Origin of the sequence: Streptomyces agglomeratus (genome assembly GCF_001746415.1) — a bacterium.
GTDB lineage: Bacteria > Actinomycetota > Actinomycetes > Streptomycetales > Streptomycetaceae > Streptomyces > Streptomyces agglomeratus.
In genome coordinates this window covers 4,777,687-4,801,451 of the sequence record NZ_MEHJ01000001.1, presented here as the reverse complement: position 1 = coordinate 4,801,451, position 23,765 = coordinate 4,777,687, and the positions used below count along the sequence as shown (strand labels likewise).

Annotated in this window: 22 protein-coding genes and 1 pseudogene; 5 read left to right on the top strand and 18 right to left on the bottom strand. The window is 71.3% G+C overall.

Annotation, left to right across the window (positions count from 1 at the left end):
- Nucleotides 1-48: 48 nt before the first annotated feature.
- The 5 genes from AS594_RS20935 to AS594_RS20915 are packed head-to-tail and all read right to left on the bottom strand — an operon-like array spanning nt 49 to nt 4,590.
- Nucleotides 49-1,002 (bottom strand): hypothetical protein, encoded by a 954-nt coding sequence (locus tag AS594_RS20935; RefSeq protein WP_069928495.1) that lies wholly within the window; start codon nt 1,000-1,002, stop codon nt 49-51.
- Nucleotides 999-2,138, bottom strand: coding sequence for a protein phosphatase 2C domain-containing protein (locus AS594_RS20930; protein ID WP_069935214.1), 1,140 nt, complete (start codon nt 2,136-2,138; stop codon nt 999-1,001). The genes AS594_RS20935 and AS594_RS20930 overlap by 4 nt, the downstream gene beginning before the upstream one ends.
- Nucleotides 2,139-2,146: 8 nt before the next feature.
- Nucleotides 2,147-2,812 carry a vWA domain-containing protein gene (locus AS594_RS20925; RefSeq protein ID WP_069928493.1) on the bottom strand — a complete coding sequence of 222 codons (666 nt, stop codon included), beginning with the start codon at nt 2,810-2,812 and terminating at the stop codon, nt 2,147-2,149.
- 24 nt (nt 2,813-2,836) lie between these two features.
- Entirely contained in the window at nt 2,837-3,325 is a 489-nt protein-coding gene (locus tag AS594_RS20920) for a hypothetical protein (protein WP_069928492.1), read from the bottom strand.
- Nucleotides 3,322-4,590, bottom strand: a complete 1,269-nt coding sequence (locus tag AS594_RS20915) for a methyl-accepting chemotaxis protein (protein WP_240509061.1) — start codon at nt 4,588-4,590, stop codon at nt 3,322-3,324. The genes AS594_RS20920 and AS594_RS20915 overlap by 4 nt, the downstream gene beginning before the upstream one ends.
- 200 nt (nt 4,591-4,790) lie before the next feature.
- Here AS594_RS20915 and AS594_RS20910 point away from each other — a divergent pair, with 200 nt between their 5' ends.
- Nucleotides 4,791-5,444: a tellurium resistance protein gene (locus tag AS594_RS20910; RefSeq protein ID WP_176733105.1), complete on the top strand. Its 654-nt coding sequence runs from the start codon at nt 4,791-4,793 to the stop codon at nt 5,442-5,444.
- A 63-nt stretch (nt 5,445-5,507) separates the two neighbouring features.
- Here AS594_RS20910 and AS594_RS20905 read toward each other — a convergent pair whose 3' ends face one another.
- Nucleotides 5,508-6,665 carry an acyl-CoA dehydrogenase family protein gene (locus AS594_RS20905; protein WP_069928490.1) on the bottom strand — a complete coding sequence of 386 codons (1,158 nt, stop codon included), beginning with the start codon at nt 6,663-6,665 and terminating at the stop codon, nt 5,508-5,510.
- 176 nt (nt 6,666-6,841) lie between these two features.
- On the opposite strand from AS594_RS20905, the gene AS594_RS20900 reads away from it, so the two are divergent.
- A complete protein-coding gene (locus AS594_RS20900; RefSeq protein ID WP_069928489.1) occupies nt 6,842-8,188 on the top strand; it encodes a UDP-glucose dehydrogenase family protein in 1,347 nt (448 codons plus the stop codon).
- A 115-nt stretch (nt 8,189-8,303) separates the two neighbouring features.
- On the opposite strand, the gene AS594_RS20895 is transcribed toward AS594_RS20900, so the two are convergent.
- The gene (locus tag AS594_RS20895; RefSeq protein WP_069928488.1) at nt 8,304-8,810 is read right to left on the bottom strand and encodes a CGNR zinc finger domain-containing protein; all 507 of its coding nucleotides are present in this window, start codon (nt 8,808-8,810) and stop codon (nt 8,304-8,306) included.
- A 104-nt stretch (nt 8,811-8,914) separates the two neighbouring features.
- On the opposite strand from AS594_RS20895, the gene AS594_RS20890 reads away from it, so the two are divergent.
- Nucleotides 8,915-9,286 (top strand): VOC family protein, encoded by a 372-nt coding sequence (locus AS594_RS20890; RefSeq protein WP_069928487.1) that lies wholly within the window; start codon nt 8,915-8,917, stop codon nt 9,284-9,286.
- A 13-nt stretch (nt 9,287-9,299) separates the two neighbouring features.
- On the opposite strand, the gene AS594_RS20885 is transcribed toward AS594_RS20890, so the two are convergent.
- The 4 genes and pseudogenes from AS594_RS20885 to AS594_RS20870 form a co-directional block, all read right to left on the bottom strand.
- Complete coding sequence (locus tag AS594_RS20885) at nt 9,300-10,568, bottom strand: dipeptidase (protein ID WP_079144489.1); 1,269 nt, start codon at nt 10,566-10,568, stop codon at nt 9,300-9,302.
- A gap of 136 nt (nt 10,569-10,704) precedes the next feature.
- A pseudogene (locus tag AS594_RS20880) lies at nt 10,705-11,893 on the bottom strand (dipeptidase).
- A gap of 5 nt (nt 11,894-11,898) precedes the next feature.
- Nucleotides 11,899-12,438 (bottom strand): 5-(carboxyamino)imidazole ribonucleotide mutase, encoded by a 540-nt coding sequence (purE, locus tag AS594_RS20875; protein WP_069928485.1) that lies wholly within the window; start codon nt 12,436-12,438, stop codon nt 11,899-11,901.
- A complete protein-coding gene (locus tag AS594_RS20870) occupies nt 12,435-13,553 on the bottom strand; it encodes a 5-(carboxyamino)imidazole ribonucleotide synthase (protein ID WP_069935213.1) in 1,119 nt (372 codons plus the stop codon). The genes purE and AS594_RS20870 overlap by 4 nt, the downstream gene beginning before the upstream one ends.
- Nucleotides 13,554-13,735: 182 nt before the next feature.
- Here AS594_RS20870 and AS594_RS20865 point away from each other — a divergent pair, with 182 nt between their 5' ends.
- Entirely contained in the window at nt 13,736-14,260 is a 525-nt protein-coding gene (locus AS594_RS20865; RefSeq protein ID WP_069928483.1) for a GtrA family protein, read from the top strand.
- Between the two features lie 27 nt (nt 14,261-14,287).
- Here AS594_RS20865 and AS594_RS20860 read toward each other — a convergent pair whose 3' ends face one another.
- Both AS594_RS20860 and AS594_RS20855 read right to left on the bottom strand, forming a co-directional pair.
- Nucleotides 14,288-15,559, bottom strand: coding sequence for an ATP-binding protein (locus AS594_RS20860; protein ID WP_069928482.1), 1,272 nt, complete (start codon nt 15,557-15,559; stop codon nt 14,288-14,290).
- A gap of 15 nt (nt 15,560-15,574) precedes the next feature.
- Nucleotides 15,575-16,252 carry a response regulator transcription factor gene (locus AS594_RS20855; protein ID WP_069928481.1) on the bottom strand — a complete coding sequence of 226 codons (678 nt, stop codon included), beginning with the start codon at nt 16,250-16,252 and terminating at the stop codon, nt 15,575-15,577.
- Nucleotides 16,253-16,672: 420 nt separating this feature from the next.
- On the opposite strand from AS594_RS20855, the gene AS594_RS20850 reads away from it, so the two are divergent.
- Nucleotides 16,673-18,172: a peptide MFS transporter gene (locus AS594_RS20850; RefSeq protein ID WP_069928480.1), complete on the top strand. Its 1,500-nt coding sequence runs from the start codon at nt 16,673-16,675 to the stop codon at nt 18,170-18,172.
- Between the two features lie 74 nt (nt 18,173-18,246).
- Here the strand turns inward: AS594_RS20850 and AS594_RS20845 are convergent, their stop codons facing one another.
- The 5 genes from AS594_RS20845 to AS594_RS20825 all read right to left on the bottom strand — a co-directional run bounded on the left by AS594_RS20845 (nt 18,247) and on the right by AS594_RS20825 (nt 23,743).
- On the bottom strand, nt 18,247-19,629 hold the full coding sequence (locus AS594_RS20845; protein WP_069928479.1) for a hypothetical protein: 1,383 nt from the start codon (nt 19,627-19,629) through the stop codon (nt 18,247-18,249).
- A gap of 14 nt (nt 19,630-19,643) precedes the next feature.
- Nucleotides 19,644-20,816 carry a hypothetical protein gene (locus AS594_RS20840; protein WP_069932372.1) on the bottom strand — a complete coding sequence of 391 codons (1,173 nt, stop codon included), beginning with the start codon at nt 20,814-20,816 and terminating at the stop codon, nt 19,644-19,646.
- Entirely contained in the window at nt 20,813-21,745 is a 933-nt protein-coding gene (locus AS594_RS20835; protein WP_079148138.1) for a COG1470 family protein, read from the bottom strand. The genes AS594_RS20840 and AS594_RS20835 overlap by 4 nt, the downstream gene beginning before the upstream one ends.
- Before the next feature lie 9 nt (nt 21,746-21,754).
- A complete protein-coding gene (locus AS594_RS20830; RefSeq protein ID WP_069928477.1) occupies nt 21,755-22,465 on the bottom strand; it encodes a peptidase in 711 nt (236 codons plus the stop codon).
- Between the two features lie 156 nt (nt 22,466-22,621).
- A complete protein-coding gene (locus tag AS594_RS20825) occupies nt 22,622-23,743 on the bottom strand; it encodes an IS630 family transposase (RefSeq protein ID WP_069774651.1) in 1,122 nt (373 codons plus the stop codon).
- Between the last annotated feature and the right edge of the window lie 22 nt (nt 23,744-23,765).

Below are 23,765 nucleotides of genomic sequence, written 5' to 3'. Positions count from 1 at the left end.
CCCCGGTCCGGGCGGGCCGTACTGCCCCGACCCCCAGGCCGTTCCGCCTCAGTCCCGCAGGCTGATCGTGCCCCGTCGGCGCTGCCTGTCGCCGTCGAACTTCGACCGGTCGACGGCGGGACGCGGCGCGGGCCTGGCCGCGATGAGTTTGATCGTGTCGCGGCCGGCCAGGGCGGTGCGCCACTGCCCCAGGTCCGGGCGGCTCCCGCACGCTCCGGCCGCCTGCTCCCACAGGCGCGACACCGCCGCTTCCCGGCGGTCGTCCAGTACGCCCGGAACAAGCTTCAGCGCGCTGCCCGGAGTCGCGTAGGCGTCCTGGGCGAGTACGCGGCCGATCATCAGCGCGGCCTTGAAGCGGTCACTGTCGACGGACACGGTCCCCGGCGGGGCGAGGGGGTCGTGCCAGTCGGGGGTGTCCGCCTGGTCGAGCACCGGCCGCTGCCCCGCGAGCCGCACACCGTCGCAGTCCAGCAGGTACGCGGCGGGGGCCGGACGCAGGGTCCACAGCACGTTGGCGTGCGACACGTCCCCGATCACCAGCCCCATCGCGTGCAGCCACTGGAACAGCTCCACCAGCACGACGGCCAGGGTGTACCGCTCCGCCGGGGACGGCTGCGGGACCGACTGCCAGGCGGCCTTCGGCTGGTGCAGCAGGTATGTCAGCTCGACGAGCCTGCTGCTCCCCTTCGACGTCTGCCAGCTCATGGCGTCGGGAGCCCTGTGCATGAGGAAGCCGGTGACCCGGCCCCCGTCCGTGACCCTGCACAGCGGCCACGCCGTCTCGCGGTCCAGCCGGTCACGGTCGGCCGGCGCCAGTGCCTGGCGGAGGGCGACCAGGGCGCCGAGTGCGGCGCCGTCGACCTTGTGCGGCTCCCGGTACGCCTTGTAGAGCAGCCTGCCGGGACCGCCGACCGCGTGTACTTCTCCCTGCCCGCCGTCGCCCACCTTGGCCAGCAGCTTCAGGGACGTGTACGGCATGTCGGCACCGTCGTGAACGCTCACGCGCCGCCTTCCCACAGGACCACCGCGGTCCGGTCGTCGTCGTACGACTTGACCCGGAACTGCGCCTGCCAGAGGAAGTCGGCCGGACCGGGGACCGCGCCGCTCCCCCACGCCGCGCCGAGGAACTCCCGCATCCGCGGCTCCCCCGCCAGGGGCGTCGAGAGCCCGTCGGTGCAGAGCACGAGGACGTCGCCGGGGCGGACGGGGCCGACGAGGCGCGTCACGGCGGTGCGGGCGAGCGGCAGGGCGGCCGTACGCGTGTCGATCATCCCGGAGCCCTCGTCCTCCTCGCCGGTGATGTCCAGCTGCCACGCGCCGTCGCGGAGCAGCGACGTACCGCCGTCTCCGACCGCGAGGAAGCCGCGGGTGCGCACGGCCGGGTCGACGGGGACCAGGAGGACCCGCAGAGTCGTGGCGTACGCCCCGGGGTCGTGTCCGGCGCGTACGGCACGGTCCGTGAGCAGTACGGCGATCTGCCCCACCACGTGGTCGGCCAGTTCCGCGAACGCCGTACCGTCACCGGCCTCCAGCGCGGTGAACAGGTTGCCCGCCACCCGGTCCAGGTAGGCGGCGGCCAGGCGGCACGCCTCGTTGGAGCCGATGTGCGAGCGGAGCGCGGAGCCGACGCCGTCCGCGACGGCGAGCAGGAGCATCTCCCCCGCCCCGGGACCGCCGATCCGGGTCACGCACAGCGCGTCCTGCCGGGGTTCGCCGAGATACCGGTGGGAGTCGCCCCGCACCGAAACGGCCCGTACGGTCAGCGGGCCGTACTGCGCACCGTCGACGACGATGTCGGGCAGCACCGCGGCGTCCGGGTCGCCGCCGGCGGCCGGCAGACCCTGCGGGACGGGCGGATACATGGGCGGCTTGTTCCCGCTGTGCCAGGGGGCGTCGAGCACCGGCGGACGCGGGGCGTCGGGCACCGGCGGACGCGGGGCGTCGGGCACCGGCGGTCCCGTGGTGTCGGCCGGGTTGGGCTCCGAGCCGGGGGCCTGAACGAGGTCCACCGGGTCGAGGGCGGCTGCTGCCGACGGGGACACGACCGACTCGACCGACCGCCAGGTCTCGTGCAACGGATCGCCGGGCTCCTCGGCTCCCGCCCCGGCCCCGGCTCCGTCCACCCACTCCTGCTGCATCGTCGTCCTCAGAGCTTGTCGAGGGAAACGGTCGAGAAGCCGGGCACGGTCTCGTCCACGGCGAGGGAGAAGCCGGACCCTCCGTCGGCGGCGATGCTGCTCGCCGACCGCACGATGGAACGGGTCAGGCTGGACGCGAACTCGCGCAGCGCCTGCGCCGGTGACACTTTGGCCTCCTGCTGGATGAAGGCACGGAAGTTGGCCACCTGCCCGATGGTCGCCGCTTCCGCGTCACCGATCCCGAAGGCGATGATCTTGGGGCAGAAGCGGGACTGGGTCAGCTCCTTGTGCGCCTGCTCCCAGCCGTCGTCCGTGGGAATCCCGTCGGAGAGGAAGAAGGCGACCGGGCGGTAGACCTCGTGCCCCTGTGCCTTCAGCGCCGCCACATCCGCCTCGATGCACCGCAGCAGCGTACGGAACGCGTCCCCGTACGAGGTGAGCCCGCCGGCCGCCAGGGCCGGCACCTCGTCGATGTCGCTCAGGTCCACGAGCGGTTGCAGCACATTGGCGCTGCTGGAGAAGCCGATCAGACAGAACCTCGTCTTGTCCGCGACCGTCGGGTTGGTGCTGATCTCGTGATGCAGCTCGGGCAGAGCCTCGTTGATCGCTTCGATCGGGTCGCCCGACATCGAGCCCGACTCGTCACAGAGCAGGTAGAACGGAAGAATCTGCACGGTCTCGTACCTCCGGGGTGCCGGTCAGTAGGTGTAGAAGTAAATTTCGATGTCGGCGTGCCCTGCGGAGGTGCCGCCCTTCCAGAAGTCGCGCGTGGTGGCGCCTTCGAACATGCCCGGACGCGCCTTCTTCAGCAGGGAGTTGACCTCGTGGGCGTACTCGCCCCCCGGTCCCGGCTCGGCATGGTGTCCGAAGGTGAGGACGAACGCTGCCCGGCGGTCCTTGTGCGGCGCGGTCACCGCGCGCAGCCGCTGTTCGATGCGCCGCTTGTCGCCCGGGGCGGCGTCGATGGACACCTTCACGGGCTTGTTGACCACCGCGCGGGGACCCGTGTGCTTCGGGGCCTTCGGCGGCCTCTTCGGTTTCGCGGAGGCGGAGGCGGAGGGCTTCACCGCCGCCTCGGCCGCCAGGGGGTCGCCCTGGTCGCCCATCGCCACCAGGGCGAGGACCAGCAGCATGTCCGCGAAGAGCCAGCCGGCCAGGTGCAGCGGATTGAACCGCGGCGCCCTCACCGCGTGTCCGCCAGTGACGCAGGCGCGTCCTCCGGCAGCTTCTCCAGCACCACGCCGTTCCGGCGCGACGGCTCCGGAGCCGGAAGGGGTACGGCGCGCAGCGCGTCCACGAGCTGGGCGAACCGCTCGGCCAGGTCGCGCAACGAGCCGCTCTGTTCCGCCAGTTGACGCATGACGGCCTGCGATTCGGCAGCGCCTCGGGCGGACTCCTCGGTGACGTCACCGAGCCGCGCCAGCACCTGCGCGGTGACGTCGGAGGCCACCTCGATGCCCGTGGTGAACGAGCGCTGCGACGCGGCGAGGGTTGTGACCGAGTCCTCGACGCGGTCACCGGCCCGGTCGAGGACATCGCGTACGTCGCCGCTGGTGCTCCGCACATCTTCCAGCGCCTTGCACACCATGACGCCATTACCGCTGACGGCGGCCTCGATCTCCTTGCCGCTGCCGCGCACCGCCTCCTCGATGCGTCCCGCCGCGTCCTCCAGGGGCCGCACGGAGGTGTCGATACCGGCGAGACGGCGCTCGGCCTGCTGAACGGCGTCTCCCACGACCTCGGCCGCGGCGGACAGATCCTTCTGCGCCTTGGCCGACTTGGTACCGAGGCGGTTGAGCGTGGCCGCGGCGCCGGTGAGTTCGGCGGCGAACCGCTGCGGCGAGGCCATGCGGTGCACGTTCAGCACCAGTTGTGCCTGGGTCAGCACCGGCACGAGGCGACGCATCAGCCGGTCCGCCTCCCGCTGCGCGTGCTCCTCCCGGCGCGTCACGGCGGACCGCCGGAATCCGTGCACCAGTACGAGCGCGAACAGCAGCACGATCGCGACGGTCGCGCCCATCGCCACGTGACCGAAGGTGAACGCGCCGGTCAGGTGTCCCTCGAAGCCGGACTGCCACAACTGGAGGAACGGCCTGGCAGCCGCCTTGGGATCGGCTCCGGTCAGCGCCTCGTAGGCGCTGGACGCCTGGGTCAGCCCGTACCAGGTCAGCATCAGCGGCACGAAGACCAGCGCGCCGAGTACGGCCTCCAGCCACGACCAGGCCCGGTGTTCCTCCCCGGCTCCGGCCACCGGGGTGACGCTCTCGGGTCTGGCGTAGGCGTGGAGCAGGTCGAGGTCGGCCCACGGGTCGAGCCCGGCCGCGTCCGTCGAGTGCAACGCGTCGGCCAGAGCCGCGAGTTCGGTCCGCCGGGGGACGAGTCCCGGTTCCCCTGCGAGATCCTTGATCTGCCGGCCGACCGTATGACGGTCCGCCAAAGCCCCTACGGGCATGCCCACCCCCATGAGAGAACCCAGGGGGCGCCGACCGCGCGCCTCTCGCTCCCCAGCGATCACGAAGCGCCTTCGCCCCCTCACGGCGGTACACACGCAACGTGCTGCCGTGGGCGCAGAGCGTACCCCACGCCCCTCACGCCAGACATACAATCCTGTCCCGCGTTCCGATGGAACCTGCCGGCTGGGGGGCCTGCCCGATGAGCACCGACAACCGTCCGCGCGGAGTGATCCGGCTGCGGGAACCGCGTAATCCGGTCCGCCCCGACGGGCCACCGCCAACCCTGCTCACCAGGGCCGATCCGCAGGCGCGCATCGCCGGCCGGGGCGTGCTCCAGGCGAACCTGAACTGGCTGCCGGAGGCCGGGGCGGACTTGAACCTGTGCTGCCTGGTGTCGTCCACGGACGGCTCCGCGACGGTGGTGCAGTCCCTGGGGGACGACTACGGCTCGCTCACCTCACCGCCGTACGTCGCCCTCGACCACGACGACCGGACGGGAGAGTCCTCCGACGGCGAGACGCTGCGGGTCAGCATCGAGCACCGCGCCGCCTTCAAGCGGCTGCTGTTCTTCGTCTACATCTACGAGGGTGCGGCGGACTTCCGCGACCTCGGCGCCGTCGCGACCGTCACGGCGCCTTCCGGCGACGGCTGCCGCATCCTGCTCGACGACTCGCCCCCGGGGTCGACTGCCTGCGCCGTCGCCCTGGTCGCCCCGGACAACGGCGGACTCTCGGTGCGCCGGGAGGTCCGCTGGTTCACCGGCTGGCCGGTGATGGCTCCTCACCGGCAGATCAACGACGCGTACGGCTTCGGCATCGAGTCCTGGACCACGATGGAGAAGCGGCGCCGCTGACGGACGCGGAAACGCCCCTGCCGTATCCCCGGCAGGGGCGTTCCCTCGCCTGCGCGTCGCGCACTACGGCAGGTTGCGGGCCATGACGATCCGCTGGACCTGATTCGTGCCCTCGTAGATCTGGGTGATCTTCGCGTCGCGCATCATGCGCTCGACCGGGTAGTCGCGCGTGTAGCCGTAGCCGCCGAGAAGCTGGACCGCGTCCGTGGTGATCTCCATGGCGGCGTCGGAGGCGTAGCACTTGGCCGCGGCGCCGAAGAACGTCAGGTCGGCGTCGAGGCGCTCGGACTTGGCGGCGGCCGCGTACGTCAGCTGACGGGCGGCCTCCAGCTTCATGGCCATGTCGGCGAGCATGAACTGGACGCCCTGGAAGTCGCCGATCGGCTTGCCGAACTGCTTGCGCTCCTGGACGTAGCCCTTGGCGTAGTCGAGGGCTCCCTGGGCGATGCCGAGCGCCTGGGCCGCGATCGTGATGCGGGTGTGGTCCAGGGTCTTCATCGCCGTGGCGAAGCCGGTGCCCTCCTCGCCGATCATGCGGTCGGCGGGGATGCGGACGTTGTCGAGGTAGACCTCGCGGGTCGGCGAGCCCTTGATGCCGAGCTTCTTCTCCGGCGCGCCGAAGGAGACGCCCTCGTCCGACTTCTCGACGACGAAGGCGCTGATGCCCTTCGAGCGCTTGGTCGGGTCGGTGACGGCCATCACCGTGTAGTACTCGCTGACGCCCGCGTTGGTGATCCACCGCTTCACGCCGTTGAGGACCCAGTAGTCGCCGTCGCGGACCGCCTTGGTCTTCATGCCCGCCGCGTCGGAACCCGCGTCCGGCTCGGAGAGGCAGTACGAGAACATGCCCTCGCCCTTCGCGAGCGGCGTCATGTACTTCTTCTTCAGCTCTTCGCTGCCCGAGAGGATGACGGGGAGCGAGCCGAGCTTGTTGACCGCCGGGATCAGCGAGGAGGAGGCACAGGCGCGGGCGACCTCTTCGATGACGATGACGGTGGCCAGGGCGTCGGCGCCCGCGCCGCCGTAGGCCTCGGGGACGTGGATGGCCTGGAGGTCGTTGGCGACCAGGGCGTCCAGGGCCTCCTGCGGGAAGCGGGCCTCCTCGTCGACCGCCGCGGCGTACGGCGCGATCTTCGCCTCGGCGAGCGAGCGGACCGCGTCACGGAGCATGTCGTGCTCTTCGGACGGGCGGTACAGGTCGAAATCAGGCGAGCCTGCCAAGGTGTCTCACTCCCCAAAGATGCTAACTACCGTTAAGTAACCCAATTTTAGTGGGCCCGCCGCCCGAAGGGATACGTGAGCTTGCCGACAGGCGGGAATCCAGGGACGGGTTCCCGTGGGCCCGCCCGACTATGCTCGGTCGGCGAACGTCTGCCCGTCCCTCTCTGGAGCACTACATGGCCCTCAAGATCACCGTGATCGGCACCGGGTACCTCGGCGCCACCCACGCCGCGGCCATGGCTGAGCTGGGGTTCGACGTCCTCGGCCTGGACGTCGTGCCGGAGAAGATCGAGATGCTGGCGGCGGGCAGGGTCCCGATGTACGAACCGGGACTGGAGGAGCTGCTGCGCAAGCACGTGGCGGGCATCGAGGGCTCCAGCGGACGGCTGCGCTTCACGACCTCCTGGGAGGAGGTCGGCGCGTTCGGCGACATCCACTTCGTGTGCGTGAACACGCCGCAGAAGCACGGTGAGTACGCGTGCGACATGAGTTACGTCGAGTCCGCATTCGCCTCGCTCGCCCCCCAGCTCACCCGCCCGGCCCTCGTCGTCGGCAAGTCGACCGTCCCGGTCGGCAGCGCCGCCCGGCTCGCGGCGAAGCTCGCGGAGCTGGCGCCGGTGGGGGCGGACGCGGAGCTGGCGTGGAACCCGGAGTTCCTGCGCGAGGGGTTCGCCGTACAGGACACGCTGCACCCCGACCGGATCGTGGCGGGTGTGGAGAGCGAGCGCGCGGAGAAGCTGCTGCGCGAGGTGTACGCCGGTCCGATCGAGGAGGGCTCGCCCTTCGTCGTGACCGACTTCCCGACCGCCGAACTGGTCAAGACGTCCGCGAACTCGTTCCTGGCGACGAAGATCTCCTTCATCAACGCCATGGCCGAGGTGTGCGAGGCGGCCGACGGCGACGTGGTGAAGCTGGCCGAGGCGATCGGGTACGACGAGCGGATCGGCAAGAAGTTCCTGCGGGCGGGCATCGGCTTCGGCGGCGGCTGCCTGCCGAAGGACATCCGGGCCTTCATGGCGCGCGCCGGTGAGCTGGGCGCCGACCAGGCGCTCACCTTCCTGCGCGAGGTCGACTCGATCAACATGCGCCGGCGCGGGCACATGGTGGAGCTGGCGCGCGAGGCGGTGGGCGGCGCCGGCGGCTTCCTGGGCAAGCGGGTCGCGGTGCTGGGCGCGACGTTCAAGCCGGACTCGGACGACGTACGCGACTCCCCGGCGCTCAACGTGGCCGGGCAGATCCATCTCCAGGGCGGCCAGGTCACGGTCTACGACCCCAAGGGCATGGAGAACGCCCAGCGTCTCTTCCCGACCCTCGGCTACGCCCCGACCGCCGTCGACGCGGTGCGCGGCGCGGACGTGGTGCTGCACCTGACGGAGTGGCGCGAGTTCCGGGAGCTGGACCCGGAGGTGCTGGGCGAGGTGGCCGCCGAGCGGCTGATCCTGGACGGACGCAACGCGCTGGACCCGGAGCTGTGGCGCGGTGCGGGCTGGACGTACCGGGCGATGGGCCGGCCGAAGGCGTAACGCGGCTCGCGGGTGGGGCGCCCTTCGCGTACGGCCGATCACGGCCGGGGCGGGGGCGCCCTTCGCGTACCCGTGCGCAGATCGGGCTCGGTCACCCGCTCGGGGCGGGGGCCCTTCAGGACGAGCGCGCGCGGCCCGCGCGGTATTTGCGCATCTTGGCTCGGCTGCCGCAGACCGCCATCGTGCACCAGCGGCTGCGGCCCGCCGGGCTGCGGTCGTAGTACGCCCACAGGCAGTCCTGCGCCTCGCACGCCTTGAGCCGCAGCCAGGTCCCGTCTGCGGTCGCCGTGGCGATGGCGGCGGCGACACGGGAGACCAGTGCCTCGGGGTCCGCGGGCCGCAGGGCGGCCGCGCCCGCGCCGTCCACGGTGACCAGCAGCGGAGCCGCCGCGAGCAGCCGGTCGAGGGACTCGGTGGGTACGTCGTGTCCCGCGTGGGCCAGGCACGCTGCGCGCAGGGCCTCGCGGAGTTCACGCGCCGCCGGTACGTCGGCCTCGGCGAGGCCGAAGGCCGTGCGGCCGTCCTCCGTGTCGAGGGAATCGGCGCCCTTCTCCACGTCCAGCGTGTTCACCAGGGCTTCCACCAGGGCGAGCTCTCCGGGTGCGGGTGCCCTGTCGTTCATGGTTGCGAGGTTACCTCCTTTGCTGGGAGCATGCAGTAACGGTTACCGGTTTAGCGGTTCAACCGGTAACACCACGGCAGCACGCCCAGGAGAGAGGCATCAGCATGAGCAGCACAGCAGTGGCCAAGCTGGGAACCGTCGTACTGGACTGTCCGGACCCGGATGCCCTCGCGCGCTTCTACGCCGGGCTGCTGGGAGGTGAGCCCAAGGCGGACGGCCCGGACTGGGTGAATCTCGCGGGGTACGAGGGGACGCCGCTGGCGTTCCAGGCGGCGCCCGGGTTCGTACCGCCGCGGTGGCCCGCGCCGGAGGGCTCGCAGCAGTTCCATCTCGACCTGACCGTCGACGACCTGGACGCGGCGGAAGAACGGGTGCTCGGCCTCGGCGCGAAGCCGCTGGACACGGCCGACCGCGACCGGTCCTGGCGGGTCTACGCCGACCCGGCCGGGCACCCGTTCTGCCTCTGCGCCTGCTGAGCGGGCGCTGCCGTCAGGTGACGACGGGGGCGGGGCGGCGGCGGGCGGCGCGGGACGTGAACTCGGTGTCCCGTACCACTCGTGCCGCGTTGCCCCACGTCAGCAGGGCGAGGTCCGCCTCGTCCCAGCCGCGGTCGAGCAGCTCCGCGATGAGATGCGGGTAGCACGAGACGTCCCGGAGGTCGTCCCCGTGCGGTACGTCGGCCGCGTCGGCCCCGTACATCCCGCTGAGCCCCACGCACTCGCGTCCCGCGACCTCACGTACGTGATCGAGGTGGTCGGCCACCCGGCTCACGGTCTGTTCGGGCGCGAAGCCGACCATGCAGACGCCCTTGTCGGGGGTGAGGGCGTGCAGTACCTCGTCGGAGGCGTTCGCCGGGGCGTCGGTGAGCGCGCGGGCGCCCGAGTGGGAGAGGAGGACCGGGGCGCGGCTCACGGACAGGACACCGCGCACGGTCTCGGCCGGGACGCCGGTGAGGTCGATGACCACGCCGAGGCGGTTCATCTCCCGTACGACCTCGTGGCCGAAGGGGGTCAGCCCCTCCCCCTTGGCGCCCGCCCAGCGCGTGCCGGCGAACGCGAGGCTGCGTACACCGAGTGCGTGGTAGGCGCGGAGGGTGCCGAGGGAGTCGCCCAGGGCGTGGCCCGAGACGGGGCCGAGGAGGGAGGCGATGCGTCCGCAGTTGCGGGCGTCGGCCATGTCACCGGCGGTGAGGGCCAGGCGCAGGCCCTCGGGGTAGGCCGCCACGACCTTCTTGATCAGGTCGATCTGTTCGAGCGTGGCGCTGATGGCCCGGTCGCCGGCGTACTCGGCCGGGACGAGGAGGGACCAGAACTGGGCCCCCACGCCGCCGGTGCGCAGGCGGGGGATGTCGGTGTCGAGCGTGCTCTCGCCGAGTTCGAGGTCGTGCCACTGGCGCTGCCCGAGGATCTGGGCGAGCCGGTTGAACCCGTCGGCGACGGGATGCTCGACGAGGAGCGCGCGGGCACGGCCGAGGCTGTCCTCGGGCGCGGACGGCTCGGCGGGTTCGGGTTCGGGTTCGGCTCCGGGTTCGGGTTCGGCTCCGGCTTCGTGTTCGGCTCCGGGTTCGGGTTCGCCGTACGCGAGGTCGTCGAAGACGAGGCCGTCGAGCTCCGCCGGTGGCTCGGGTGGTGCTGCCTCGGGCACGTGCTCGGGTCGCGCGGGTTCGGTGCGCTCCGGATCGGCCGTCGGCGGTATTCGGTCGAGCTCGCCGACGGCGGCGGTGGACGAGGTGTGCGGGTCGTCCTGCAAATCTGCCATGACGGGACTCCGAATTCATGGACGCAGTACGGCCACGGTGCCATGGGAGCGGCGAGGGTTCGCGGCGGATGGTCCGTTCGGGCTACGGCCCGCGCGGGCGGCCCTTGCCAGGGCGGGCCGCTCGCGGTCCGGTCGCCTATCCGTCCAGTTCGGCCAGTGTCGCGTTCGACGGCGGGCGGTGGCGGAGGGACCCGGCGACCGACTCCGCGTCGCGCAGTGCCCGTACCGCGTTGTTCCAGGTCAGTTTGGCCACGTCCGGCTCCGACCAGCCCCGCCGCAGCAGCTCCGCGATCAGGTTCGGGTAGCCGGCCACGTCCTCCAGGCCCGCCGGGGTGAACGCCGTGCCGTCGAAGTCGCCGCCGATGCCGACGTGGTCCACGCCCGCGACCTCGCGCATGTGGTCGAGGTGGTCGGCGACCGTGGCCACCGTCGCGACCGGACGCGGGTTCGCTTCCTCGAAGGCGCGGTGGATCTTCATCGCGTCCGGCGTTGTCGCCAGGTGGTGGAGGCCGTGCGCCCGCATGTTCTCGTCCGCCCGCCGTGTCCACTCCACCGCTTCCGGCAGCACGAACTTCGGCACGAAGGTCGCCATGGCGACTCCGCCGTTGGCGGGGAGGAGTGCCAGCACGTCGTCCGGGATGTTGCGCGGGTGGTCGCACACCGCCCGCGCCGACGAGTGCGAGAAGATCACCGGGGCCACGGAGACCGCCAGGGCGTCCCGCATCGTCGTGGCCGCCACGTGGGAAAGGTCCACGAGCATGCCGACGCGGTTCATCTCGCGGACCACCTCGTGGCCGAACGGCGACAGGCCGCCCACCCCCGGCTCGTCCGTCGCCGAGTCCGCCCAGGCGATGTTGTCGTTGTGCGTGAGGGTCATGTAGCGGACGCCCAGCGTGTGCAGCGCGCGCAGGGTGGCAAGGGAGTTGTTGATGGAGTGGCCGCCTTCGGCGCCCATCAGGGAGGCGATCCGCCCCTCGGCACGAGCCGACTCCATGCCGTCCGCCGTCGTCGCCCGCGCCAAGTCGCCCGGGTAGCGCGCCAGCAGCTGTCCGACGACGTCGATCTGCTCCAGCGTCGCGCTGACCGCCTCGTCCCCGGCGAGGTCGGAACGTACGTACACGGACCAGAACTGCGCGCCCACACCCCCGCCCGCAGGCGGGGATGTCGGTGTGGAGGCAGGCCGACTGGTCGGCGGCGATGTCGCGCCGGTCCAGGTCGTACCGGACCTGCTCGCGCAGCGCCCACGGCAAGTCGTTGTGGCCGTCGACCACCGGGTGCGCGGCGAGCAGCTCGCGCGCCCGGAGCACCAGCCGGTCGTTCTCCACGGGCGTCACTTGCCGAAGCCGAACGCGTCCGCGCCCTGCGCCTTGGCGCGCAGCCGCTTGCCCTTCTCCGTGGCCTGGTCGTTCAGCTCCTGCTGGAACTCCCTCATGCGGGCCAGGAGTTCGGGGTCGTGCGCCGCAAGCATGCGGGTCGCCAGGAGTCCCGCGTTGCGCGCGCCCGCGACCGACACGGTGGCGACCGGCACGCCGGCCGGCATCTGCACGATCGACAGGAGCGAGTCCATGCCGTCGAGGTACTTGAGCGGGACCGGTACGCCGATCACCGGCAGCGGCGTCACCGACGCCAGCATGCCGGGCAGGTGCGCCGCGCCGCCCGCGCCCGCGATGATCACCTTGAGGCCGCGGCCGTCCGCGTCCTCGCCGTACGCGATCATCTCGCGCGGCATCCGGTGCGCCGAGACGACGTCGACCTCGTACGGGATCGAGAACTCGTCCAGCGCCTTGGCCGCCGCCTCCATGACGGGCCAGTCGGAGTCCGATCCCATCACGATGCCGACTACGGGAGCGGAAGCAGCAGGGGTCGTCATTCGGTGATCGTTCCTCGCAGGTAGCCGGCGGCGTGACGGGCGCGCTCCAGCGCGTCGTCGAGGTCGTCGCCATAGGTGTTGACGTGGCCGACCTTGCGGCCGGGCTTCACGTCCTTGCCGTACATGTGGATCTTGAGCTGCGGGTCGCGCGCCATGCAGTGCAGGTACGCCTGGTACATGTCGGGATAGTCGCCGCCGAGGACGTTCGCCATGACCGTCCACTGCGCGCGCGGGCGCGGGTCGCCGAGCGGCAGGTCCAGGACCGCGCGGACGTGGTTCGCGAACTGCGACGTGATCGCGCCGTCCTGCGTCCAGTGGCCGGAGTTGTGCGGGCGCATCGCCAGCTCGTTGACCAGGATTCGGCCGTCCGTCGTCTCGAAGAGTTCGACGGCGAGGTGGCCGACGACCCCGAGCTCCTTCGCTATGCGCAGCGCCAGCGCCTGGGCCTGGCCGCCGAGCTCCTCGGAGAGGCCGGGAGCCGGGGCGATCACGGTGTCGCAGACGCCGTCGACCTGCCGCGACTCGACGACGGGGTAGGCGACGGCCTGGCCGTGCGGGGAGCGGACGATGTTCGCCGCCAGTTCCCGTACGAAGTCGACCTTCTCCTCCGCGAGGACCGGGACGCCGGCCTTGAAGGGCTCCTCGGCGCCCTTCTCGTCGCGTACGAACCAGACGCCTTTGCCGTCGTATCCGCCGCGCACGGTCTTGAGGATCACCGGGAAGCCGCCGGTCTCGGCGGCGAACGCTGCCGCGTCCGCCGGGTCGCTCACGATGCGGTGGCGCGGGCAAGGCGCTCCGATGTCCGTGAGCTTCGCTCGCATCACGCCCTTGTCCTGGGCGTGCACCAGTGCGTCGGGCCCCGGCCGGACGGGGATGCCGTCCGCTTCCAGGGCCCGCAGGTGCTCGGTCGGGACGTGCTCGTGATCGAAGGTGATCACGTCGCAGCCGCGCGCGAAGGCGCGCAGGGTGTCCAGATCGCGGTAGTCGCCGATGACGACGTCGCTGACGACCTGGGCCGCCGAGTCCTGGGGGGTGTCACTGAGGAGCTTGAATCTGATGCCGAGGGGGATGCCCGCCTCGTGGGTCATACGGGCGAGCTGACCGCCACCGACCATGCCGACTACGGGGAACGTCACTCCTCCAGGGTATCCGCAGGCCCGCGGCGCCCTGTCCGCGCCGTCGCCGCCACTCCTCGATGGCGCCCACAAGCATCCGTGGAGGCCGCTGGTTAGCATGGCTGGGTTGACGACATGACCGAACGTCGACGACACCGACCGGAACGGGGCTGGCGAACACCATGAGTGGACGGGACGGCGGCCCCATGCGCAGGCGTCTGGAGCGGCTGGCGCGCGAGTTCGCGAAGTTCGGGGCCGTCGGCGGCGTGGGGCTCCTGGTGGACCTCGGGGTCTTCAACCTGCTGTGCCACTTCATGGACGTGCCCGTGGTCCCCGGCGGCATCATCGCCACGGTCGTCGCGATCGGTTTCAACTACCTGGGGTTCCGCTACTTCACGTACCGCGAGCGCGACAAGAACCGCAGGAGCCGGGAGCTGACGCTGTTCCTGCTGTTCAGCGCGTTCGGACTGGTCATCCAGAGCGGTGTGCTGTACGTGGCGACGTCCGGCTTCGGCTGGGACAGCCCGCTCCAGTCCAACGCCTTCAAGTTCCTCGGCATCGGCATCGCGACGGTGTTCCGGTTCTGGTCGTACCGCACGTGGGTGTTCCAGAAGCTGCCGCTGCCGCGCGAGGCCGAGGAGGCGGCCGCGCCGTTCCTGGACGACCCGCGGGTCGTCCAGGGCGCCCGGGGCGACCGCGTCACCTGACGGACCGCGTGCCCCGCGCCGGGCGCCTCACCTGACCGTGGGCTCGGCCGGCTCTTCCTCCCTGGGGCGCGTCACCCGGCTCAGGAACAGCGCGAACACCGGCGGCTGCTGCTGGAGCATTTCCAGGCGCCCGCCGTCCGCCTCCGCGAGGTCGCGCGCGACGGCAAGTCCGATGCCGGTGGAGTTGCGGCCGCTGATGCTCCGCTCGAAGATCCGCGCGCCGAGCTCCGCCGGTACGCCGGGGCCCTCGTCGGTCACCTCGATGACGGCCTGGTTGCCGGTGACGCGGGTACGCAGGGCGACCGTACCGCCACCGTGCATGAGGGAGTTCTCGATCAGCGCGGCCAGCACCTGGGCGACCGCGCCCGGCGTGCCGACGGCCCGCATGCCGTGCTTGCCCGAGTGGACGATGGCGCGGCCCGCGCTGCGGTAGGCCGGGCGCCATTCCTCGATCTGCTGCTTGACGACCTCGTCGAGGTCGAAGACGACGGCGGAGCCCGTGCGCGGGTCGCGGGAATTGGTGAGCAGGCGCTGTACGACGTCGGTGAGCCGCTCGACCTGCGTCAGCGCGATCGTCGCCTCCTCCTTCACGGTGTCCAGGTCCTCGGTGAGGGTGATCTCCTCCAGCCGCATGGACAGGGCGGTCAGCGGCGTACGGAGCTGGTGGGAGGCGTCGGCGGCGAGCCTGCGCTCGGCGGTGAGCATCCGGCCGATGCGCTCGGCGCTGGAGTCGAGCACGTCGGCGACCCGGTCGAGCTCCGGCACGCCGTACCGCTTGTGGCGGGGCCGCTGGTCGCCCGAGCCGAGCCGCTCGGCGGTCTCGGCGAGGTCCGTGAGCGGGGAGGCGAGCCGGTTCGCCTGGCGTACGGCGAGCAGGACGGCGGCGATGACGGCGAGCAGCGCCACCGCTCCGATGATCATGAGCGTACGGCCGACTTCGTCGGTGACGGTGGAGCGGGACTCCTGGACGGTGACGACCTCGCCGGAGTCACCCCGCTCGACGCCCGTGATGACGCTGCCCCGGGGGCGTTCGCCGATCTCGATGGGGGCGCGGCCCGGGATCTCGATGCGGGCGTACCGCTCCGGGTGGATCTGGTCGCCCAGCACACCGGGATTGACGCCCTCGTCGCCGAGGATGCGGCTCTCCACGACGCTGATCAGGCGCAGCGCCTCGGATTCGACGCTCTCCTGGGCGCTGTTGCTGATGGTGCGCGTCTCGACGATGACGAGGGAGACGCCGAAGACGGCGATGACGACGAGCACCACGGCGAGCGTGGAGTTGATCAGGCGGCGGCGCATGGCTGTGTGTGTACGTCAGCTCTTCTCGAAGCGGAAGCCGACGCCCCGCACGGTGGCGATGTAGCGCGGATTGGCGGCGTCGTCGCCCAGCTTCTTGCGGAGCCAGGAGATGTGCATGTCGAGCGTCTTGGTCGACGACCACCAGGTGGTGTCCCAGACCTCGCGCATGAGCTGGTCGCGGGTGACGACCCGGCCGGCATCCCGGACGAGGACCCGCAGCAGGTCGAACTCCTTCGCCGTGAGCTGGAGTTCCTCCTCGCCCATCCACGCGCGGTGCGACTCGACGTCGATCCGTACGCCGTGGGTGGCGGGCGCGGGGGCGGGCTCGCTGGCGCCGCGCCGCAGGAGGGCCCGTACGCGGGCGAGCAGCTCGGCGAGGCGGAACGGCTTGGTGACGTAGTCGTCGGCGCCGGCGTCGAGACCGACCACGGTGTCCACCTCGTCGGCGCGGGCCGTCAGCACCAGGATCGGGATGGCGTGGCCCTCGGCGCGCAGCCGGCGGGCGACCTCCAGGCCGTCCATGCCGGGCAGGCCCAGGTCGAGCACGACCAGGTCGACGCCGCCCTGGAGGCCGGCGTCGAGCGCGGACGGGCCGTCCTCGCGCACCTCGACCTCGTACCCCTCCCGCCGCAGGGCGCGGGCCAGCGGCTCCGAGATGGATGCGTCGTCCTCGGCGAGCAGTACACGGGTCATGGAGTGATGGTAGTCCGCGAGTACGACAGGCCGTGGCCGGTCGGCGAGTGATCGTTCCGCCCTGCGGCTCTGGGATGCGATCCTGGTATCGACCTTCGAATTACGCCTGTTGGTTCCGGCGCAACCTGTGATCCATCTCTCAAGTCCTTCCATATGGGGCGGTCTCGTGTCGTATGGTGGCGAGACTGCTTTAGCACGACACAGAGTCCTTTGGCCTGTCAACACGCCAAAGGTCTCTTTTCTGTGCGGGGTTGGCACCGCCGGCCCGGACAGGGAACGACCTATGGGCCGGGTCCTCCGCGCGGTACGCGCGGAGGGTGTGGATCCCGGTGCGGAGTGTTCCGCGCCGGTGCCGGCCGCCCCCCACCGGGCGCGTACCGCTCACGAGGCGGACGCGTCCCGAGCAAGCAAGGATCGACCATGGCGTCCAGCCTGACGAAGGACTCCGCCAGCACTCCTGGCGTCGAGAAGACCTTCCTCGGCCACCCCCGCGGCTTGGCCAACCTGTTCATGACCGAGATGTGGGAGCGCTACAGCTATTACGGCATGCGCGCCCTGCTCGTGCTCTACCTGTCGGCCGCGGTCGCCGACGGCGGTCTCGGCTTCGACGCGGGCACCGCCATCGCCATCTACTCGGTGTACAACGCGATGGTCTACCTGCTCGCCCTGCCGGGCGGCTGGTTCGGCGACCGCGTGTGGGGTGCCCGCAAGACCGTGGCGGTCTCCGGCACGATCATCATGATCGGCCACTTCCTGCTCGCCCTGCCGACCGTGGTGTCCTTCTTCATCGGCCTGGCGTTCATCGCCGCCGGTTCCGGTCTGCTGAAGGCCAACATCTCGACGATGGTCGGCCACCTGTACCGGGACAAGAACGACCCGCGCCGTGACGGTGGCTTCACGATCTTCTACATGGGCATCAATCTCGGTGCCTTCGTCGCCCCGCTGACCATCGGCTGGGTCGGCCAGAAGGTGAACTGGCACTACGGCTTCGCCATGGCCGGCGTCGGCATGGCCATCGGCCTCGCCTTCTACTTCCTCGGCTTCCGCAACCTCGCGCCGGAGTCCAGCCACGTACCGGCCCCGCTGTCGGACGCGGACCGCGCCGGTGTCATCCGCAAGGCCCTGATCTGGCTGGCCGTCGCGGGCGTCGCGTACACCCTGGTCGGTCTCAGCGGCCAGTTCACCATCGACTGGGTCCTGTGGCCGCTGACCGTCCTGGGTCTGGTCCTGCCCGCGTACTACATCATCCGCATCAAGCGCGACCCCGACCTGACCGCGGTCGAGCGCTCCCGCGTGTCCGCGTACGTCTGGTTCTTCGTGGCCGCCGCCGCCTTCTGGGGCATCTACGACCAGACCGGCTCGACGCTGACCCTGTTCGCCAAGGACAACACCGCCAGCTCGATGCTCGGCTTCGCCTTCCCGGAGAGCTGGTTCCAGTCGCTGAACCCGCTGTACGTGATGGCACTCGCCCCGGTCTTCGCCTGGCTGTGGGTGGCGCTCTCCCGCCGCTCCAAGGAGCCGAGCACGCTCAGCAAGTTCGCCTTCGGCCTGGTGATGATCGGCGCCTCGTTCTTCGTGATGATGCTGGCGCAGACGGCGTCCGCGAGCGGCGTCAAGGTCACCCCGCTGTGGCTGTGCGCGGTCTACCTGATCCAGACCGTCGGTGAGCTCACCCTCTCCCCGGTCGGCCTGTCGCTGACGACGAAGCTGGCCCCGGCCAAGTACGCGTCCCAGATGATGGGTGTCTGGTTCCTCGCGGTGACCGCCGGGTCCTCGGTGATCGCCCTGCTCCAGCTGGTCGGAGCGCCGACCGACACCGAGTGGTGGTTCGCCAGCCAGGGCGCCATCGCGATGCTCGGCGGGTTCGCGATCTTCATGTACCGCAGGAAGGTGCAGCCGCTCATGGGCGGCGTGCACTGACCCGTACGCCACGCGCACGAAGGGCCGCCGCACCGGATTCGGTGCGGCGGCCCTTCGCCGTCGTACGCCGCAGGTCAGCGCCTCAGCCGGCGCCACGGGGTGAACGTGAACACCGCGCCGCCGAGCAGGATCACCGTGCCGGCGACCAGGCCCAGTGCGCGCAGGCCGCCGTTGTCGCCGGCACCCGTGTCGGCGAGGCCGCCACCGGAGTCGGTGCCGCCTCCGCCGCCGGACGCACCACCGCCGGACGCGGAGCCGCCCGCCGCGCCGCCCGCCGAACCGCCGGACGCCGAACCGCCGCCGGACGCGCCGCCCGGCTGGGCGACGGTGTCGAGCTCCAGGGAGACCTCCGCCTTGCCCTTGACGGTGCAGGGGATGGTGATCTTCTGCCCGCCCAGGGTCACGTCGATGGTGAGCGTGCCGGGGCTGAGTGTGGTCTTGCCGCCGGCGCCCGGCTTGTACGTACCGGCCATGTCGGGCAGGTCCACCGGCTTGCCCTGTTCGAGCGGATCCTTGTTGGGAGGCCCTGTCACCGGGACGACGCCCTTGTCGGCTCCGCCCAGCAGGATGTCCATCGTGGGCTTGAGCGCGCCCGCCGGGAGGGCGGCCGGGCTGTCCATGACGCCCTTGGCCGTCCTGACGACCAGGTCGTAGCCGCCGCCGTTCTTCTTGGCGTTGACCGTGACCTTGGAGTTGATGGCCGCCGGGCCCGGCGACTTGCAGGCGAAGGCGACGGTCACCTCCTTGCCGGGGAAGTCGGACTGCCCGCCGCCGCCACCGGAGGCCGAACCGCCGGACGTGGTGCCGCCGGAGGTCGTACCACCCGTCGTGGTGCCGCCGGACGTCGTACCACCCGTCGTGGTGCCGCCGGACGTCGTGCCGCCCGACGTCGTACCACCGGACGTCGTACCGCCCGACGTGCCGCCAGCGCCGTCCGTGACCTTGATGGTCGCGGCGGCCTTGACCGCCTCCTTTGGCGTGCACTTGGTGTCCGTGGACAACGGCTTGCTGACGTTGATGGTGTACGCGTCGGGCGTCAGCGTGATCTCGCCGGCCTTCTCCAGCTTCAGCTTGCCCTTCATGTCGGGCAGCACCATCGGGCTGTTCTTGGGGATCGGCGGGTTCTGCCGGGGCCCCTCCATCCTGAGGTCGCCGGTCACCGCGCCGCCCACCTTGACCGTGCCGGTCGGCTTGACCGTGTCCTTGTCCAGGTCGAGGACGTCGGGGTTCTTGGAAGCGGCCTCGACCGTCTTCCACACCACCTCCACCTCGTCGCCCACCTTGGCCTCGGCGGGCGCCGTGATCTGCACCTTCGTCGTGCCCTGTACGGGCGGCAGGCCGGAGATGGCCGGGGGTACGCACTCGGTCTTGTACGAGACTTCGGCTGCTTGCGCGGGACTCGCCGCGAGCAGGATTCCCGCGCCGCCGAGCATCAGCGCGACGCCGGCCGCACTCATCCTCCGTTGCGTGGTCACGAATTTCCCTTCGTCGTCGGACTGTTCTCGGACTGGTGCGGTGCGGAGAGCGGGGTGTGCGGACCCGGCGCGCTGTCCGGGGTGAACCACGGCAGGGCTGTGGCGTCGGAGGGAGGCGTCGCGGCCGGCGCCGCCTGTTCGCCCGGCGTACAGGTACGGGCCGCAAGGCGCGCCGGGCGGTGACGGCCGCCGGGCCCACGCGGCCGGAGGGGGCGGCCCCGGCGTACCGGCCGGACCCTGTCGACGACCGCCATGCCGATGCGGAACACCGCCGCCGGGACGACCACGCACAGCAGGACCCAGAAGAGCGTGACGCCCCACGGCCGCCCCACGCCCCACGGCTGCTCGGCCAGCACCTTCTGCCCGTACTTGAGCGAGACGAGGTAGTCGCCGTGCGCACCGGCCGGCAGCTGTACGTCCAGCTCCACCCGGGCCTTCCCGCCGGGCCGGATCGTGCCGCGCCACTGGCGTTCCTCCCACTGGGGCGCGAAGACGCCGTGCGAGGTGCCGATCTCGAAGACGGGGTCCCTGACCGGGTCGGAGCCGAGATTTCCGACGGTGACGACGAGCCTGCGGACCTCCGGTGCGCCGAACCACGTCAGTACGGAGCCCGAGCCGTCGAGCCGGGCGGCCGCGAGCACCGCGAGCCTGCCGTCCCGGCCGGGCTCCGGCAGTGGTGCGACCGGGTGGCCGGCGACCTTGAACTCGGCGTCGGCGGACACCGGTTCGTTTCCGGTGACCGTGGCGACGTGCACGACGCACGGACACGGGCGGGGCGGCTCGGACACCGGCATCCGCTTCCGGAAGGCGCCCTCGGCGTCGGTGGTGACGGCGCGGCCGTCGGCGTTCGCGCAGGAGTTGGTACCGCCGATCACGCCTCTGCCGGGCGCGGACTGTCCGCAGACCAGCATCATGAGCAGGGTCCTGGGCCGCCATCCCTTCCCGCTGACCGTGATGGCGCCGCCCTTGCCGGCCTCCCGCTCGGAGAGCGTGACGCCGGGCGTCCTGTCCTCGGCATCCGCTCCCGCCCGGCCGGCGGGGAGCAGGACGAGGGCGGCGAGGAGGCCCAGCAGCGTGGCGACCGCCCACGGCGCACGTGCCGGGGCCCTTCTCCGGCCCGCTGCCTCCCCCCGGCCGCGGTGGGTCCGGTCGGGGGCGACGGGGCTCATGAGCCGGCTCCTGACCGCGCCAAATGCCGTTCGGCGGGCAGGGGTTCCCCCGGCGACGGCGGTGGTGTCCCGCGGCGGCGTACGTACCACAGCGCCCCTCCCGCGCCCGCCGCCACCAGGAGAGCCGCGCCTGCCACCGTGCCCCACGGCACGAACGACGCGGACGCCGTCGCCCCGGCCGGGGCGGCGCCCGCCGCCGTCGCGGTGAGGTGGACGTCCACCGCGTCGAGGGCGGGGGCGCCCGGCCAGGGTTCGGTACGTTCCACGCGGTCGCCGGGGGCCAGCCGCACCGGCAGCGTGCGCGGCGCCCGGCGCAGCAGCTCACCGCCCAGCAGGCCGTCGGCGCGGACGGCGAGGCGCGGGGTGAGTGGGGTGTTCCCCCGGTTGACCAGGGCGTACTCGACGACGGCGCCGCCGCCCCGCTCCCGTACCACCACGTCCTCCACCGTGAGCGCCGCCAGCGTCGGGCCGCTGACGCGCAGATGGACGCGTATCCGGCTCGCGTCGCCGCCGCCCGAGACGGCGATCGCGCCGGGGTGGTCGCCGGGCGCCGTGTCCGGCGGCACGGTCACCGTGAAGGGGACGTCCGCACGGGTACGCGGCGGGATCCTCACCTCGGCCGAAGCGAACACGATCCAGCTCCCGCCGTCCGGGCCCGTGCCGCGCAGCCGGACCGTGCGCGGCTCGGCACCCGGGTTGGTCAGCGCCAGCTCGTCCTCGAAGACGGTGCCGGCCACGCCCTCCAGGTAGAAGTACGGTCTGCCGCCGCCCTCGCGCCCCTCGTTGCCGCTCGGAGCCGCCGTCCAGGAGGGCCTCCCGTCCGCCGCGGCGGCGGTCGGCGGCAGCACGGCGAGCGCGCACAGCGGCACCAGTGACGCCGCTGCGGCGCGGAGGCGGCCGGTGCGACGGGCCCGGCGCGGCGACTGCACGGGCGGCCGTCAGCCCGTGGGCCGCTGGCCGCGCCGGGTCAGCCACAGCGCTCCGGCCGCCCCGGTCAGCAGGACCGTGCCGCCGAGCGTGCCGAGCGCCAGGGCGGAGTCCAGCGGTCCCGTCTTCGGCAGCTCGGACGGGCCGCCGCCCGAGCCGCCGCCGGACGGGTTCTGCGACGTACCGCCCGAGGAATCGCCCGACGAGCCGCCGCCCGCGCCCTTGACGTCGAGTTCGAGCGACGGCTCGGGGTTGTTGGACGGGGTGCAGGTGGTGGTCGTACCGAGCGCCTTGATGGTCAGGACCGACGCCGTGAAGGTGACCTTGCCGCTCTTGCGGGGTGTGTACGTACCGGTCAAGTCGGTTATTTTGATGGGGGTGTTGGCGGGGACGGCGGCCGGGTTGGGCGGGCCGGAAACCGCCACCGTGCCGCTGTCCGCGCCGCCCAGCCTGATGACGGCGCTCGGGTTCATCGCACCCTTGCCCAGCTCCACCGGGCTGGACGAGACGCCCTTCTGGAACGACATGGTGAGCTTGTACGCGCTGCCGCTCCTGACGGCCTTGATGTCGATCGGGGAGACCGCCGCCTTGTTCCCGATCGGGGTCTTGCACTGGTAGTTGACGTCCACGACGTCGGCATGGGCCACGGGGGCGGCGAGCAGCACCACCGAGCCCGCAACCGCCGCCGCCAGCGCGAGAGTTGTCCGCTTCTGGTACGACACCTCGAGTCCCCTTATGCCGGAAGTCAAGTTACTGACGACACATCAGATTGGGCGTCAAGGTACGCCTGAGGTCCTGCCGAGGGAAGACAAAGTGCACGCCGGATCGGCGTGCACCAGAAGGACTGCGAACCGGCGGTAACCCCGGCCGGTCGGGGGCTAGTGTCCTGCGCCAGAGATCCGTTGGCAGAAGCGGGCGAGTGAGTCGAGGATTTCTTCGGCTGTCTTGGTCCAGGTGAACGGGGTCGGGTTCTCGTTCCACTGCTTGACCCAGGCCCGGATGTCGGCTTCCAGGGAGCGCACACTCTTGTGGGCGCCGCGGCGGATCTTCTGGTCGGCGAGGAAGCCGAACCACCGCTCCACCTGGTTGATCCAGGAGGAGCCGGTAGGTGTGAAGTGCAGGTGGAAACGTGGGTGTTTGGCCAGCCATGCTTTGATGGCTGGGGTCTTGTGGGTGCCATAGTTGTCACAGATCAAGTGGACCTGCAGGTGCCCAGGAACCTCTTTATCGATCTTGGCGAGGAACTTCTTGAACTCCGCTGCCCGGTGCCTGCGGTGCAGGGAGGTGATGACTTCTCCGGTCGCGACGTCGAAGGCTGCGAACAAGGTGGTCAGACCGTTGCGGACGTAGTCATGGGTGCGGCGCTCGGGCATGCCCGGCATCATCGGTAGTACCGGCTGGGAGCGGTCCAGCGCCTGGATCTGCGACTTCTCGTCCACCGACAGCACCACCGCGCCTTCGGGCGGGTTGAAATACAGCCCCACCACGTCGTAGACCTTCTCCACGAACAGCGGATCCGTCGACAGTTTGAAGGTGTCGGTCAGATGCGGCTTGAGCTGGAACTTCCGCCAGATCCGGCCCACGGTCGACTTCGACAGACCGCTGCGGTCGGCCATCGATGACCGCGACCAGTGAGTGGCGTTCTTCGGGATCTCCTCCAACGTGCTGACCACGACCGCCTCCACCTGGTCGACGCTGATGGTGGGCGGCCGGCCCGGCCGGGGCTCGTCCACCAACCCGTCCAGCCGGGCGGTCAGAAACCGGCGGCGCCACTTGCGGACCGTGTCCGCCGCGATACGTAACTCCCGCGCCACCACGACAATCGGTGGAACATCAGCGCCGGCACACGCCAGCACAATGCGGGCCCGCAACGCCACTGCCTGCGCGGACGACGCCCGCCGGGCCCAACGCTCCAACACCACACGCTCATCGGGCGACAATAACAACGGTTCCAACTTCGGGCCACGACGTGGCACCGGCACATCTGCAGAAGCAGTCATAGACAAACTAACGATCAACTAC

Coding starts and splice junctions, on each gene's coding strand:
- AS594_RS20930 (WP_069935214.1), bottom strand. CDS start 2,138: ATGCAGCAGGAGTGGGTGGACGGAGCCGGGGCCGGGGCGGGAGCCGAG.
- AS594_RS20915 (WP_240509061.1), bottom strand. CDS start 4,590: ATGCCCGTAGGGGCTTTGGCGGACCGTCATACGGTCGGCCGGCAGATC.
- AS594_RS20910 (WP_176733105.1), top strand. CDS start 4,791: ATGAGCACCGACAACCGTCCGCGCGGAGTGATCCGGCTGCGGGAACCG.
- AS594_RS20900 (WP_069928489.1), top strand. CDS start 6,842: ATGGCCCTCAAGATCACCGTGATCGGCACCGGGTACCTCGGCGCCACC.
- AS594_RS20895 (WP_069928488.1), bottom strand. CDS start 8,810: ATGAACGACAGGGCACCCGCACCCGGAGAGCTCGCCCTGGTGGAAGCC.
- AS594_RS20890 (WP_069928487.1), top strand. CDS start 8,915: ATGAGCAGCACAGCAGTGGCCAAGCTGGGAACCGTCGTACTGGACTGT.
- AS594_RS20885 (WP_079144489.1), bottom strand. CDS start 10,568: ATGGCAGATTTGCAGGACGACCCGCACACCTCGTCCACCGCCGCCGTC.
- purE (WP_069928485.1), bottom strand. CDS start 12,438: ATGACGACCCCTGCTGCTTCCGCTCCCGTAGTCGGCATCGTGATGGGA.
- AS594_RS20870 (WP_069935213.1), bottom strand. CDS start 13,553: ATGGTCGGTGGCGGTCAGCTCGCCCGTATGACCCACGAGGCGGGCATC.
- AS594_RS20865 (WP_069928483.1), top strand. CDS start 13,736: ATGAGTGGACGGGACGGCGGCCCCATGCGCAGGCGTCTGGAGCGGCTG.
- AS594_RS20860 (WP_069928482.1), bottom strand. CDS start 15,559: ATGCGCCGCCGCCTGATCAACTCCACGCTCGCCGTGGTGCTCGTCGTC.
- AS594_RS20855 (WP_069928481.1), bottom strand. CDS start 16,252: ATGACCCGTGTACTGCTCGCCGAGGACGACGCATCCATCTCGGAGCCG.
- AS594_RS20850 (WP_069928480.1), top strand. CDS start 16,673: ATGGCGTCCAGCCTGACGAAGGACTCCGCCAGCACTCCTGGCGTCGAG.
- AS594_RS20845 (WP_069928479.1), bottom strand. CDS start 19,629: ATGAGTGCGGCCGGCGTCGCGCTGATGCTCGGCGGCGCGGGAATCCTG.
- AS594_RS20840 (WP_069932372.1), bottom strand. CDS start 20,816: ATGAGCCCCGTCGCCCCCGACCGGACCCACCGCGGCCGGGGGGAGGCA.
- AS594_RS20825 (WP_069774651.1), bottom strand. CDS start 23,743: ATGACTGCTTCTGCAGATGTGCCGGTGCCACGTCGTGGCCCGAAGTTG.